Below are 13,112 nucleotides of genomic sequence, written 5' to 3' on the forward strand. Positions count from 1 at the left end.
TGGCTACCCGCGCCCAAGAAGATGGTCAACGAGAGCGCCCAGCCGCGCAAAGCTCGAGAGCTTCATTCCCGCCCCTTCCTTCGCGCTCACCGGCACCAGCGCCCGCTCGAAGCCGAGCTTTGCCGACTCCTTCAACCGGAGGGCCCCGTGTGCCACCGGCCGCACTTCGCCCGATAAGGCCACTTCGCCGAACGCGACCGCGTCGGACGGCAGCGGCCGCTCGGTCAGGGCAGAGACCAGCGCAGCCGCCACCGCCAGGTCCGCCGCGGGATCGGACAAGCGGTATCCGCCGGCGACGTTCAGATACACTTCGGCGCTGGAGAAGCTGAGGCCGCAGCGTGCTTCCAGCACCGCCAGGATCATCGCCAGCCGGCCGGCGTCCCAGCCGACCACCGCTCGCCTGGGTGTGGCGCCGCTCGCCAGCCGCACGGTCAGCGCCTGGATCTCGACCAGCACCGGGCGCGTGCCCTCCAGCGCGGGGAACACGATCGCGCCACTCACCGTCTCGTCACGATGCGTGAGGAACAGCGCGGAAGGATTTGAAACTTCGTCCAATCCCAGCTCGCCCATCGCGAAGACGCCGATCTCGTCGGTGCCGCCGAACCGGTTCTTGATCGCGCGAAGGATGCGGTATTGATGGCTGCGCTCGCCTTCGAAGCTCAGCACGGTGTCGACCATATGCTCCAGCACGCGCGGCCCGGCGATCGTCCCGTCCTTCGTGACATGCCCGACCAGCACGACGGCGGTCCCGCGTTCCTTTGCGAACCGGATCAGTTCGCCGGCTGAGGCGCGGACCTGGCTGACCGTACCCGGCGCCCCTTCGATCAGGTCCGAATGCATCGTCTGGATCGAATCGATCACCAGCAGGTCGGGCGCCGCACCCTGCAACGTGGTGAGGATGTCGCGCACCGAGGTGGCCGCCGCCAGCTGCACCGGCGCCTGACCCAGGCCGAGCCGGCGTGCACGCAGCCGCACCTGATCCGCCGCTTCCTCGCCCGACACATACGCGACAGCCTTGCCCGCCGCGGCAAGCTTCGCCGTCGCCTGGAGCAGCAGCGTGGACTTGCCGATCCCCGGATCGCCGCCGATCAGCGTTGCCGACCCCGCGACGAAGCCGCCGCCCAGCGCCCGGTCGAGCTCGGCGATGCCGGTCGGCATCCGGTCGGGTAGCGGCACATCGGCATCCAGCCCGACCAGCGTGATCGCGCGACCGCCGGACTGGAGATTGTGCCGCGCCTGGAACGGCGTCACGACCGCGCCGGCATTTTCGACCAGCGTGTTCCACTCCTGGCAATCGAGGCATTGCCCCGCCCACTTCGGTGAGACGGACCCGCAGACCTGGCAGACATAGCGTTTCTGAGGTTTCGCCATGCCCCGATGTTAGAAGATCAAAACCCGAACGAACAGGCCCCGTCACGGGAAAGATCAGCGGCCGGGCAACGAAGCCGGACAGGCTTCGTTCACGTCCCGAACCACTGGAGGCTAGCATGTTTGACCGGTATGTGCGGTACAGCGACGATGTCGAAAAGATCGGCGATGACGAAGTCGAGACGGCCGAAAAGATCATCAAGGTGATGAGCAAGGGCGGCGAGATCGTCGAGAAGCGCGAGGACCATGCGCTGCGCACCTCGCACGCCAAGGCGCATGCGCTCGCAACCGGCGAGCTGCGCGTCTCGGACGGGTTGCCGGAGGAATTGCGGCAGGGCCTGTTCGCCAAGGCCAACACTTACCCCGTCATCATCCGCATGGCGCATGTGCCGGGCGAGTTTCTCGATGATCGCCGCGTCTCGACGCCGCGCGGCTTTGCGATGAAGGTGCTGGAGGTCGAAGGTCCGACCCTGCACGGCGACCAGACGCAGGATTGGGTGCTCGACACCGGCGAGACGTTCATCGCTCGCAGCGCAAAAACGTTCGTTGCCGAAATCACGCAGACCGAAATGGCGACGCCCATGCCGGAAGGTGTGAAGCAGGCCGTGTCGACAACGTCGCGTGTGACGAATGCTGCGCTGAACGCGATCGGCCTCAACAGCGACGTGCTGGATTTCTACGGCCATCCGAAGCTCAACCCGCTGACCGAAACCTATTTCAGCCAGACGCCGCTCCGCTTCGGCGACTATATCGCCAAGCTGCGCGTCCGCCCGGTTTCGTTCGATCCGGATCAGCAGATCGACATCCAGAGCGAGAATGGCCTGCGGGAAACCGTCGCGCCGGAACTGCGCGCGCGCGGCGCCGAATATGCGGTCGAAGTGCAGCTCTGCACCGATCTGGACAAGATGCCGGTCGAGAACGCGACCGCCCATTGGTCGCAGGAGGAAAGCCCGTACCGCGAAGTCGCGCGGCTGGTGATCAAGCCGCAGGACGCGGATCCGACGGGCCCGCATCGCGGCGACGAGGAGCGGCTGTCCTTCTCGCCCGCGCACAGTCTTGAGGCGCACCGGCCGCTGGGCTCGGTCAACCGCGCACGGATGCGGGTTTACAAGGTGATGGCGGACAAGCGCCGGCAGGCGAACAACGTGCCGACCGGCGAGCCCACCAACGCCGAGCCGGTTCCGGCCTGAGCGCCTAAAGCCCGAACGGCCAGGTTTCGTCGCTGCCATGCTCTTCCGGGCCGGGCAGCGGCGTGACCGCCTGGGTGTGGTCGAACCAGACGAACGCGTCATACTGCTTCGGCAGCGTCGCTTCGGAATAATGGCTCCAGCGCTCGGTCTCGGGGCGATAGATGACGCCGATATAGCGCTCCAGCCGCTCTTCCATCAGCGCTGCCCGCGCCTCGGCATGCTCGCCCTCGCGCAAATCAAGAGCAAAGCGGGCTTCACCGCTATCATGCATCAGCCGCTCATAGCTGTCGGGCCGCGACGGATTGACTTGCTTGATCTTCATCGGCCTGTCCCAGTCGTCCGCCGCAGCGACAGTGCCGTCATGCGTGCCGAAACCGATCAGCCGCGCTTCCTCGCCATGCGTTTCCCGGACCAGCTGCCCCAGGTTCAGCTCGTCGCGGGTCGCGCCCATGTCGGTGAATCGCGCATCCCCGATGTGGCTGTTGTGCGCCCACACGACGGCCTTCGCATCGCGGCCTTTCCAGCGCAGCAGCAGCTCCAGCGTGTCGGCCATATGCTCGTCGCGCAGGTTCCAGCTCGCCGCCGAACCATGATACATCGCCCGGTAATAGGCCTCCGCATTGGCGACCAGGCGCGCATTCTGGGCGGCGTCTATAAAGGCGTCGGGATCGTCGTCGACATAGGCCTGCTGCCTGGCGAACAGGTCGCGCAGCATCTGCACGACCGGCTCCTCGCACCGCCCATAGCCTTCGCTGAGCGCGATGCGGCCATAGATCGCCGGCTCTTCCTTCCACGGCTTCAGGCAGCCGTAGCGGCGCCGCGCGTCGGCGGCCGCCTCCGGATCGACCCGGTCGAGATAGCCGATCACGGCGCCGATCGACCCGTTCATGTTGTAGAGATCGAGCCCATGGAAGCTCGCCTGCCGCTCGGCCGAGCGGTTATGCACGCGCAGCCAGGCAACGAAGGCCGCGAACTCGGCATTGCGCCACATCCAGGTCGGGAAGCGCTTGAATGGCGCTTCCGCCTCGGCCGGCTTGGGCTTGTCGCGCACGATCCGGTCGATCACCGCCGCATCCGGCCAATCCGCCTCCACCGCGACCATCGTGAAGCCGTGACGCTCGATCAGCCGCCGCGTGATCGCGGCGCGCGCGCGGTAGAACTCCGACGTGCCGTGGCTCGCCTCGCCCAGGCACACCACGCGCGCGTCGCCGAAGCGGTCGAAGAAGGCTCCGAACTCCGGGTCGGCGATATCGGGCAGCGGCTCGGCCGCCCTTGCGATCAGCTCCGCCGTGCCGGCGCTGAGAACCTCGGTCGTCATGTCTCGCTCCTCAAACGAGGGAACGAGCGACAGGCGGCAAAGTTCGGCTAGGTTTCGGTCAGCGCGGCTTCACGAATTTGAGCGCATATTGGTCGGTCCTGCCCTGCACCTTCTTGTCGAAGATCGGGAGGCTGCGATCGTCCGCCGGATTGCGCAGGAAATTGCCTTCGGCGGCCAGCTTGAACCCGGCAGCGGTCACTTCGCGGATGACTCGGGCCTTCTCGATCCTGTGCAGCTTCGCGATCGCTGCATCGCTGGTCCCCGCAGGCGCTTCGTGGTCGAGCACAAAATAGGTCCCGCCCGGCTTCAGCGCCTGGAATACCGCGCGGTTGAATGCAGCGGTGTCGACAATGCCATATTCGGGGATCTTGAGGTCGTGATAATTCTGCGTCACCCAGGCGAGGTCGAGCGGCCGCGGAAAGCGGGCGGTCCCGAACGGCGCCGCTTCGATCGAAACATTGTTCAGCCGTCCGTCGGCCAGCAGCGCCGCGTTGGCCTTTACCGCGCTCTTCCAGCGATCGTTCTCGATCCCGTAGACGTGACCATTGGGCCCGACCACGTCGCTCAGCATTCGCGTGAAATAGCCGCCGCCGGGATAGAATTCGCCGACGACCATGCCCGGCCGAACGCCGGCAAAGGCGATCGTCTCGGCCGGCTTCCGGAACGCATCCGCCGCGCGCTGGTCGCCCGGACGCGACGGATCGGCGACCGCGCGTTCGACGAGCCTCGAGACCGACGTCGTCGCCGCGAACCCGGCCATGGGCGAAAAGGCAAGCAGGCAGGCGGCAACAAGCTGGCGCATCGATGGTCCTCCGACGTGCGCGAACAGCAACACGCCGGACGTTACCTGTCAAAGCCCCGCTCGACGAACGCCTGTCAGGCGCCGACCAAGCCTACCGCGTCAGCTTCTTGTAGCTCATCCGATGCGGACGGTCGGCTTCGTCGCCGAGCCGGCGGCGCTTGTCTTCCTCATAGGCTTCGAAGTTGCCTTCGAACCATTCGACATGGCTGTCACCTTCGAACGCGAGGATGTGGGTCGCGAGGCGATCGAGGAAGAAGCGGTCGTGGCTGATGACCACCGCGCAGCCGGCAAAGCTTTCGATCGCTTCCTCCAGCGCGCGCAGCGTCTCGACGTCGAGATCGTTGGTCGGCTCGTCGAGCAGCAGCACGTTGCCGCCCTTCTTCAGCATCTTGGCCATGTGCACGCGGTTGCGTTCGCCGCCCGAGAGCTGGCCGACCTTCTTCTGCTGATCCGGGCCCTTGAAGTTGAACGCCCCGACATAGGCACGTGTCGACATCTCGTGCTTGCCGATCGTCATCAGGTCGTGGCCGCCCGAGACTTCCTCCCAGACATTCTTGCCGGCGTCGAGCGCGTCGCGGCTCTGGTCGACATAGCCGAGCTGCACGGTCGGGCCGATATCGACCTCGCCTGAATCGGGCTTCTCCTGGCCGGTGATGAGCCGGAACAGGGTCGATTTGCCGGCGCCGTTCGGACCGATCACGCCGACGATGCCGCCCGGCGGCAAGGTGAAGCTCAGGTCTTCAAAGAGCAATTTGTCGCCATAGGCCTTCGAGACGTTCTTCACCTCGATGACCTTGCCGCCGAGCCGTTCCGGGACCTGGATGACGATCTGCGCCTTGCCCGGCGCGCGATTGTTCTGCTTTTCGACCAGCTCGTCGAACGCGCGGATGCGGGCCTTGGACTTGGTCTGGCGCGCCTTCGGGCTCTGCCGGATCCACTCCAGTTCGTCCTTGATCGCCTTCTGGCGGCCGGCTTCCTCGCGCTCTTCCTGCTCCATGCGCTTGGCCTTCGCCTCGAGCCACTTGGAGTAATTGCCCTCGAACGGAATGCCGCGGCCGCGATCGAGCTCCAGCACCCAGTTCACGACATTGTCGAGGAAATAGCGATCGTGGGTGACGAGGATGACGTTGCCCGGATAGTCGATCAGGTGCTTTTCCAGCCATTGGACGCTCTCGGCGTCGAGATGGTTGGTCGGCTCGTCGAGTAGCAGGATTTCGGGCTTTTCGAGCAGTAGGCGGCAGAGCGCGACGCGGCGCTTTTCGCCCCCCGACAGATTCGTGACCGGCCAGTCGCCCGGCGGGCAGCGGAGCGCATCCATCGCGATCTCGAGCTGGTTGTCGAGCGTCCAGCCGTCCACCGCGTCAATCTTCTCTTGCAACTCGCCCATTTCGGTCATCAGCGCGTCGAAATCGGCGTCCTCGGGCGGGTCGGCCATCAGGTTCGAGATTTCGTTGAACCGATCGACCAGGTCCGCAACGGGGCGAACGCCGTCCATCACGTTTTCCTTGACTGTCTTGTTCGGATCGAGCGCCGGTTCCTGCGCCAGATAGCCGACGCGGATGCCCTCCGCCGCCCAGGCTTCGCCCTGATATTCGGTGTCATAGCCGGCCATGATCTTCATCAAGGTCGACTTGCCGGCGCCGTTGACGCCGATAATCGCGATCTTGGTTCCGGGCAGGAACTGCAGGTGGATGTTGTTGAGCACCGGCTTGGGCGCACCCGGGAAGGTCTTGGTCAGACCCTTCATGACGAAGCTATACTGCACGGCCATCGGCCACGGTCTCCGGTGTTCGAGAATGTACGGATTTGCGCGCGCCCGTAGCGAAGCGTCCGGGGCTTGGCAAACATGTGTTCGGATAGTTAGGGCGCACCCATGCAAAAACAACGGCTCGCCCTGCTCGCCCTTCCCTTCCTTCTGGTCGCCGCGGCGCCGCCGCACGATCCGGCGAAGCTGCGCGATGCAGCGCTGAAGGACGACACCGCCTGGACCATTGCCGAAGGGCTGACGACTGAGATCGGCCCTCGCCTCGCCGGCAGCGCGCAGGAAGCACGCGCACGCGACTGGGCCGTTGCCAAGCTGAAAAGCCTCGGCTTCAAGAATGTGCATGTCGAGACGTTCGATATCCCCGGCTGGGAGCGGGGCGAGGAGCGCGGCGCGATCGTTACGCCCTATCCGCAGCCGCTCGCGCTGACCGCGCTCGGCAACAGCGGCGCGACCCCGGCTGACGGCGTCGAGGCGCCGCTGGTCGCGTTTGCGAACGTCGCCGCGCTGCAAGCCGCGCCCGCGGACCAGATCAAGGGCAAGATCGTCTATGTCGGCAACGAAATGCGGCCGGCGCAGGACGGATCGAGCTACGGCTATTTCGGCGCCGTCCGCCGCTCTGCGCCCAGCATCGCCGCGCAGAAAGGCGCTGTCGCGATCGTGATCCGCGGGCTGGGCACCGACAGCCACCGCGTGCCGCACACCGGCGTCACCAACTTCGAAGCCGGCGTGACCCCGATCGCGGCAGCCGCGCTCTCCAACCCCGATGCGGACCAGATCGAGCGGATCGTCGCGCAAGGCAAGCCGATCACGCTGCGCCTGCTGGTTACGCCGCGCAGGACCGGCCCGCGCCAGTCCGGCAACGTGATCGCGGAAGTGCCAGGGACGGATCCCGGCGCCGGCATCGTCGCGATCGGCGGTCACCTCGACAGCTGGGATCTGGGCACCGGCGCGATCGACGACGCCGCGGGCGTGGCGATCACCGCGGCCGCCGCCAAGCAGATCATGGACGCCGGCCGCCCGCGCCGCACGATCCGCGTGATCTGGTTCGGCAGTGAAGAAATCGGCGGCAATGGCGGGCAGGCCTATTTCGACCGGCACAAGGCCGAACCGCACGCATCCGTCAGCGAATCCGATTTCGGCGCCGATCGCGTCTGGCGGTTCGAGACCAAGCTGAATGCCGCGTCCGCGCCATTGACCGGCCGGCTGGAGGCCGCGCTCGCGCCGCTCGGCATCACCAAGGGCTCGGGCACCGCCAGCGCCGGGGCCGATCTTGGCCCCTGGGTGCGCGCCGGCAGCAACGGCATCGATCTCGACCAGGACGGCCTTCGATATTTCGATGTCCACCACACGTCCGACGACACGCTCGACAAGATCGATCCGGATCAGCTGGCGCAGAACGTGGCCGCCTGGACGGCGATGCTGGCGATCGTGGCGAACGCTCCGGAATCCCTCGCCGGCGGTCGCGATTAATCTCTACCGAAACAGTTTGACTAAGTCTCTGTTCCCGCTAATTACCGCCGGCGCGACGGCATCGGGCCGGGCGCACGTTATTTCCCTTGGGGAGCACAGGAATGAAGAAGCTGATCGTTGTTGTTGCTGCCGCCGGCCTGATCTCGCTGGCTGCCTGCAACAAGAGCACGCCGGCCGAGAACGCGTCGGACAACACCGCCGCGGCGCTCGACAACACCGCCGACAACCTCGAAGCGGCCGCCGACAACGCGACCAACACCGCGACCGAGAACACGCTCGAGAACGCTGCCAACAACGCCTCGGCCGCTGCCGACGCCGCGAAGGAAGCGGGCGACAACAACGTTGCCGTCAACGCTGCCGAAGCGAACACGATGGCCGCGAAGAAGAAGTAAGCTTTCGCTGCTTCAAGGCTTTCGAAGGGCGGTTCCGAAAGGAGCCGCCCTTTTTCGTTTGCCCAGACCGGCATGGATTACGAACGACTCAGATTCTATTCTGCTTCAGCCAGTCGGCGCGGCTGAGGCGCAGATACACACTGTCGCACCATTCCTCCCCGACCAGCCAGGTTCGCTCTTTTCTGCCGGACTCGCGGAAGCCTAGCCGAGCCAGAAGCTTCAACGCAGCTTCATTCCTGGGGTCGACATCGGCTTCGACGAATGCAAGCCCGTGAAGGTTGAAAGCGCGGTCGAGCACGGCCCGAAGCGCCTCTGCGGCGAAACCGCGCCCCCACATCTCGGGATTGAAGATGAACCCGATCTCGGGAAACCGGTACAAGCCAGCCTTGCCGATCACACGCCCATCCTGCTCGACAACGAAATCCTCGCCCTCATCGGCAGGAATGTCGATCATCCCGCGCAACCACGCGCGTGACTGCTCCAGATACTGATGCGGCGGCGTCGACCAATAGGCCGTCGCACGGGGATCGCTGAGGATCGAATGGATCGACGGAAGATCGGCGGCCGTGGCAGGGCGAAGCCGCAGTCGCTCGGTCCTGATCTCGATCATGCCGGGCAGACTATCAGCACCGGCCCCCGGAATGAATGGCTGGTGCCCTATGTGCGGCGGAGGAGGATGGTCGGGGAGACAGGATTCGAACCTGCGACCCTCTGCTCCCAAAGCAGATGCGCTACCAGGCTGCGCTACTCCCCGTCCGGCTGCGCGGCGAGATAGCGAAGCTATCTCAACGACGCAACCGGACGGGCCGGCCTTGTGCAACAAGGACCGACGGCGCGGCTTTGCCGCGACGGCTCTTCTCCATTTGCTTGGGCAAGCGGCGTGGCGAAGCCACGCCGTCGGTCCTCGCTGCTGGCGAGGCCGGCCGGGTGCGCCTGCGGCTGGTCGCAGCGACGCTGCGACCTAGCCCGGCGCACCGGTGGGCCCGGAGGGATTCGAACCCCCAACCTGGCCGTTATGAGCGGCTGGCTCTACCGTTGAGCTACAGGCCCCGCCCGGTCGGCGCGCGATAGCGGAGCGATGGGCGGCTAGGCAAGCGGCCCGGCACCCGGCGAGCAGGCAGCGTGCTCTGCCGGGCGGGGCGCATGCTGCACGGCGACCGCCGGCAGGCGCACGCGGAACCGGTCCGGCGCGATCGCCAGGTCTCCCCCGGCGCTGCGAGCGACGCCGCGCACCATCCTGAGCGTGAAGCCAAGGCCGAGCAGAGGCGGTGCGCCTTCCTCCTCGCCGGCGATGTCGCAGGCTTCGAACAGCGATGCCTCGTCCTGGCCTGTAACAAGGGCCGGCCGTTCGACGGCCAGCAGCGTTTCCGGCTTCGCCCCGTCCCCAGGTGCGAGCTCGACGGCGATCCGCTCGCCCGGGCGCGCCAGCCCGATCGCTGCGCTGACCAGTCGCGTCGCCATCCGCTCGATCGCGCCGGGATCGATCATCACCGACGCGCAATGGGGGGCGATCGCCAGCGCGATCGTCACCTTCTTATCGGTGGCGAGCGGTCCAAGCGCGGACGTCACGCGCGCCAGCAGCATCGCGCAATCGACTTCTTCCGCGGCCAGCGGCGGCACCCCGCCGTCGAGCTGCGCCGCTTCGTTCAGGTCGTCGAGCACGTCCTGCAGGCGCTGCGTTTCCTCAAGGATCGCGGTCGCGCGATCGCGATAGGCGCGCGGCGCAGGCCCGAGCATCTGCCGCTCGATCATCTCGGCAAAGCCCGCAATCGCATTCAGGGGTGTGCGAACCTCGTGCGCGAGCTGCCGCAGCGAATCGCCGGACAGCGCGGAGCCAAGCAGCCCGACGTCTTCGGCGCGCTCGCCAACGCGCGGCCGGCGCGCGGTCCCGCGATAGCCGGTGAAGCGCCCCGTCGCCGCGTCGAAGCTCGGCACTCCGGAAATGCACCAGGCACCCCCGGCCGGGCCCGCACGAGCGACAGTCAGCCGCGCGTCGCGGAACGGCGCACGCCGGCGGAACGCGCCCGCTGCTTGCCCGTCCACCCCGTGCGCCTGTCCAGGTGCCGCATCGGCGATCGACAGGCCGACGATCGCACCGCGCGCCGCGGCGTCGCACCAGCGGATCACGCCGTCGGCGCCGGTCTCGAAGCTGAATTCGGTCTGCTCGGTCAGCTCGGCGTGGAGCTGCCGTTCCCGGAACGCGTCGATGCGGGCGCGCAGCTCGCGGATGTCGGGCGCCGCATAGTGCTCCTCGTGCGCCGCTTCCGGTTCAGGCGGCAGCTCGGGCGCCGCCGGACCCTCGATGACCAGATCTGCCGGCCCGAACGCCTCGAGTGCCCGGAGAGCGCCGTTGGGCAGGTCGCGGCGGTGGCGGAGCAGTGCGCGGGCAACCGGCGAAAGACGCGGAATCAGCTTGCGCCACACCTTGCCGGGCAGCTCGACCCCGGCCAGCAACGGCGCGAACACGACCGTCGCGTCTTCGGCGAAGAATTCGATCAGATCGGTCGGGACCGGCTGGTCGCCTAGCAGCAGCATCGCCGCGCTCTGGCGGCCGATGATCGGCACCTCCCCGCGCCACTGCCGTAGCCGTTCGAACGCCAGGTCGCGCAGCTCCGAAGCTTCGTCGTCCCCCTGGCTCAGCAGGTCGACGAGCTGGCGCCAGACGACCTGCCGCGCGGCGGGAACGTCCGCCGGCTGGCCGAGCGCCGTCGCAAGCCTGTCGTCGAATCGCACCTGAGCCCTTTCCTCCACCCCGATGCACGGGATAGCGCGGCCCGGACCCGACCGACAGGCCTGAAAAATTGCCGTAGCAAAGTGAGACAATTGCGAGCGGCCGTAATTATATTATAAGCCGCCCCTCAGCTTCTCGCGAGGTATTGCGTATGCCGGCCCAGTCGCTCGATTCGGTCGATCTCGAAATCCTGTCCGCGCTCCAGGAGGACGGACGGATGACCAATGTCGATCTGGCCGCCCGGGTCGGGCTGACCGCGCCGCCTTGCCTGCGCCGCGTGCGCGGCCTCGAACAGGCGGGCGTGATTCGGGGCTATCATGCGCGGCTCGATCCGGCCGCGCTCGGCTATGGCATCACCGTGTACGCAATGGTCAGCCTGAAGAGCCAGGCCGAGCATGAACTGCGCGCATTCGAGGAGCATGTCGCCGGCCTGCCGGACGTGCGCGAATGCCACATGCTGAATGGCGAGATCGACTTCATCCTGAAGATCGTCGCGCCCGATCTTCAGTCGTTCCAGCGCTTCCTGACCTCGGAGCTGACCACAGCCCCCAATGTGGCGAGCGTCAAGACCTCGCTCACCATCCGCACATCGAAAGACAGCCCCGGCGTTCCGATCGCCGGGGCTGCTCCTTCGTTCGACCGCGACTGATCAGCCGGCCTTGCCCGCGTTCTGATCGACCCACAGGGTCCAGAACTGGGCGAGTTCGGCGCGCGGGCCGGACGTCACCTGGGCCAGCGCCTGCTTCGCTTCAGCGGGCTGGCCGGCCTTGGCAAGCGCCATGCCGAGCCGCAGATTGGCGGTGTTCGCGTCGACGCCGCCCTTCTGCAGCGCCAGCTTGTACAGCGCGGCCGCCTTCGCATAGTCGCCATAGCCGAAATAGGCGTCGGCGGTGCCGAGCGCGGCCTTGCCGGTCGGCGCCGAGGCGGCGCTCTTCTCGGCCGCGGCCAGCGAGGCCTTGTCGGCCGCGACCTTGGCACCTGCGGCCGTGCCGATGTCGCTCACGGCCTTGCTGCTGGCGTTGTAGGCGCCCTTGGCCTTGCCTTCGTTGACGACGGCCTGGGCCTCGCCCGGCAGGCCGACCTTGTCGGCCAGCACCGCATATTCGTAATAGTCGCGTTCGCCCGACAGCGCGCCGGCGAAGCGCTGCAGGCGCATCAGGTCCAGCTGGGTCTGGTCGTCGAAATGGTTGGCGTCGCCGAAAATGACGAGCGCGCTGCGCCAATTTTCAGGCGACGGATATTCGAGCACCTGGGCGCGGGTCCACTTCGCCACTTCGGGCATCAGCTTTGCCTTGTAGGCCATCGAAGCGGCGCGGCCGTACCATTCCTGCGGCGGCTTGCGGCCTGCGGCCTTTTCGGCCTGAATCGCCTTGTCGACCGCGGCCAGGCCCTGCGGCACCTGGTTCGTCTTGAAGTAGGATTCCGCGAGCAGCAGGTTCAGATCCTGCGTCGGCTGGCCGTTCGCGTCCTTGGGCGCATACCCCGCCTGCTGCGCCGCGCTCAGCGCCTGGATCGCCGCCGGGAAGTTGTTGGCCTTGTACGCGAACTGGCCCTGGTAGAAGAGCAGCTGGCCCTTCATGTCGGCGGGGCCGGACCCCGAGGCGATCATTTCGTTGACCGCCGTCGCCTGGGCGGCGGCATCATTGGTGCCGGTCGCGATCTGCAGCTTGAACTGGCCGAGCACGAACTTTTCGTCGGGCGACTGTGCCGCGGCTTCGGCCGCCGGCAGCAGCGTCTGCGCGGTCGCATAATCCTTCGCCTGGATCGCCTTCTGCAGCGGGGCAGCGGCGTTGCGGAATCCCTTGTCCAGCTTGGGCGCCCAGGCCGCGGGTTGCGCCGCTGCAGCGTCCTTCTTGTCCTTCGCCAGCGATGGGCTCGCCATGCCGAAGCCGGCGGCCAGCGCCAGTCCAAGCGCCAGTTTCGAAACCTTCATTCCAACTCTCTCCTCTCGAGGGGGACATCTCGCGCGATCACGGTCGCTCATCGCCCCCCTATACTTCGGCCCACCGCCGGACAAGCGGCGGGATCGACGGCCTATTTGGCGTTCCGCCACTGAACGCGACTTGAACCCGTTTT

General features: G+C 66.8%; 11 protein-coding genes and 2 tRNA genes. 4 read left to right on the forward strand and 9 right to left on the reverse strand.

Translation table 11 applies throughout. The annotated features are described in order from the left end of the window. Nucleotides 1–3: 3 nt before the first annotated feature. On the reverse strand, nucleotides 4–1,371 hold the full coding sequence (gene radA / locus SCH01S_RS04575; protein WP_046347598.1) for a DNA repair protein RadA: 1,368 nt from the start codon (nucleotides 1,369–1,371) through the stop codon (nucleotides 4–6). A 116-nt stretch (nucleotides 1,372–1,487) separates the two neighbouring features. On the opposite strand from radA, the gene SCH01S_RS04580 reads away from it, so the two are divergent. Continuing rightward, nucleotides 1,488–2,558 carry a catalase family protein gene (locus SCH01S_RS04580; RefSeq protein WP_046347599.1) on the forward strand — a complete coding sequence of 357 codons (1,071 nt, stop codon included), beginning with the start codon at nucleotides 1,488–1,490 and terminating at the stop codon, nucleotides 2,556–2,558. 4 nt (nucleotides 2,559–2,562) lie between these two features. Here SCH01S_RS04580 and SCH01S_RS04585 read toward each other — a convergent pair whose 3' ends face one another. The 3 genes from SCH01S_RS04585 to ettA all read right to left on the reverse strand — a co-directional run bounded on the left by SCH01S_RS04585 (nucleotide 2,563) and on the right by ettA (nucleotide 6,449). Beyond that, nucleotides 2,563–3,876: an erythromycin esterase family protein gene (locus tag SCH01S_RS04585; RefSeq protein WP_046347600.1), complete on the reverse strand. Its 1,314-nt coding sequence runs from the start codon at nucleotides 3,874–3,876 to the stop codon at nucleotides 2,563–2,565. Nucleotides 3,877–3,934: 58 nt separating this feature from the next. Next, the gene (locus tag SCH01S_RS04590) at nucleotides 3,935–4,678 is read right to left on the reverse strand and encodes a class I SAM-dependent methyltransferase (RefSeq protein WP_046347638.1); all 744 of its coding nucleotides are present in this window, start codon (nucleotides 4,676–4,678) and stop codon (nucleotides 3,935–3,937) included. A gap of 91 nt (nucleotides 4,679–4,769) precedes the next feature. Next, nucleotides 4,770–6,449: an energy-dependent translational throttle protein EttA gene (gene ettA / locus SCH01S_RS04595; protein WP_046347601.1), complete on the reverse strand. Its 1,680-nt coding sequence runs from the start codon at nucleotides 6,447–6,449 to the stop codon at nucleotides 4,770–4,772. Between the two features lie 102 nt (nucleotides 6,450–6,551). Between ettA and SCH01S_RS04600 the strand changes: the two genes are divergently transcribed. Both SCH01S_RS04600 and SCH01S_RS04605 read left to right on the forward strand, forming a co-directional pair. Next, on the forward strand, nucleotides 6,552–7,913 hold the full coding sequence (locus SCH01S_RS04600; RefSeq protein ID WP_046347602.1) for a M20/M25/M40 family metallo-hydrolase: 1,362 nt from the start codon (nucleotides 6,552–6,554) through the stop codon (nucleotides 7,911–7,913). Nucleotides 7,914–8,014: 101 nt separating this feature from the next. Beyond that, entirely contained in the window at nucleotides 8,015–8,305 is a 291-nt protein-coding gene (locus SCH01S_RS04605) for a hypothetical protein (RefSeq protein WP_046347603.1), read from the forward strand. A gap of 88 nt (nucleotides 8,306–8,393) precedes the next feature. Here the strand turns inward: SCH01S_RS04605 and SCH01S_RS04610 are convergent, their stop codons facing one another. The 4 genes from SCH01S_RS04610 to SCH01S_RS04625 all read right to left on the reverse strand — a co-directional run bounded on the left by SCH01S_RS04610 (nucleotide 8,394) and on the right by SCH01S_RS04625 (nucleotide 11,038). Next, nucleotides 8,394–8,915 (reverse strand): GNAT family N-acetyltransferase, encoded by a 522-nt coding sequence (locus tag SCH01S_RS04610; RefSeq protein WP_046347604.1) that lies wholly within the window; start codon nucleotides 8,913–8,915, stop codon nucleotides 8,394–8,396. 67 nt (nucleotides 8,916–8,982) lie between these two features. Continuing rightward, nucleotides 8,983–9,059, reverse strand: a tRNA-Pro gene (locus SCH01S_RS04615). A gap of 224 nt (nucleotides 9,060–9,283) precedes the next feature. Beyond that, nucleotides 9,284–9,355, reverse strand: a tRNA-Ile gene (locus tag SCH01S_RS04620). Between the two features lie 36 nt (nucleotides 9,356–9,391). Next, nucleotides 9,392–11,038: a sensor histidine kinase gene (locus tag SCH01S_RS04625; RefSeq protein WP_046347605.1), complete on the reverse strand. Its 1,647-nt coding sequence runs from the start codon at nucleotides 11,036–11,038 to the stop codon at nucleotides 9,392–9,394. Nucleotides 11,039–11,187: 149 nt separating this feature from the next. On the opposite strand from SCH01S_RS04625, the gene SCH01S_RS04630 reads away from it, so the two are divergent. Further along, entirely contained in the window at nucleotides 11,188–11,685 is a 498-nt protein-coding gene (locus SCH01S_RS04630) for an Lrp/AsnC family transcriptional regulator (protein ID WP_046347606.1), read from the forward strand. On the opposite strand, the gene SCH01S_RS04635 is transcribed toward SCH01S_RS04630, so the two are convergent. Then, nucleotides 11,686–12,969, reverse strand: coding sequence for a hypothetical protein (locus SCH01S_RS04635; RefSeq protein ID WP_046347607.1), 1,284 nt, complete (start codon nucleotides 12,967–12,969; stop codon nucleotides 11,686–11,688). Nucleotides 12,970–13,112 lie beyond the last annotated feature (143 nt).

Origin of the sequence: Sphingomonas changbaiensis NBRC 104936, assembly GCF_000974765.1 — a bacterium.
Classification (GTDB): Bacteria; Pseudomonadota; Alphaproteobacteria; order Sphingomonadales; family Sphingomonadaceae; genus Sphingomonas_B; species Sphingomonas_B changbaiensis.

Excerpts from the sequence above, each read along its gene's own strand:
- SCH01S_RS04580 (WP_046347599.1), top strand. The coding sequence starts at position 1,488 with ATGTTTGACCGGTATGTGCGGTACAGCGACGATGTCGAAAAGATCGGC.
- SCH01S_RS04585 (WP_046347600.1), bottom strand. The coding sequence starts at position 3,876 with ATGACGACCGAGGTTCTCAGCGCCGGCACGGCGGAGCTGATCGCAAGG.
- SCH01S_RS04605 (WP_046347603.1), top strand. The coding sequence starts at position 8,015 with ATGAAGAAGCTGATCGTTGTTGTTGCTGCCGCCGGCCTGATCTCGCTG.
- SCH01S_RS04635 (WP_046347607.1), bottom strand. The coding sequence starts at position 12,969 with ATGAAGGTTTCGAAACTGGCGCTTGGACTGGCGCTGGCCGCCGGCTTC.
- SCH01S_RS04610 (WP_046347604.1), bottom strand. The coding sequence starts at position 8,915 with ATGATCGAGATCAGGACCGAGCGACTGCGGCTTCGCCCTGCCACGGCC.
- SCH01S_RS04590 (WP_046347638.1), bottom strand. The coding sequence starts at position 4,678 with ATGCGCCAGCTTGTTGCCGCCTGCCTGCTTGCCTTTTCGCCCATGGCC.
- radA (WP_046347598.1), bottom strand. The coding sequence starts at position 1,371 with ATGGCGAAACCTCAGAAACGCTATGTCTGCCAGGTCTGCGGGTCCGTC.
- SCH01S_RS04630 (WP_046347606.1), top strand. The coding sequence starts at position 11,188 with ATGCCGGCCCAGTCGCTCGATTCGGTCGATCTCGAAATCCTGTCCGCG.
- ettA (WP_046347601.1), bottom strand. The coding sequence starts at position 6,449 with ATGGCCGTGCAGTATAGCTTCGTCATGAAGGGTCTGACCAAGACCTTC.
- SCH01S_RS04600 (WP_046347602.1), top strand. The coding sequence starts at position 6,552 with ATGCAAAAACAACGGCTCGCCCTGCTCGCCCTTCCCTTCCTTCTGGTC.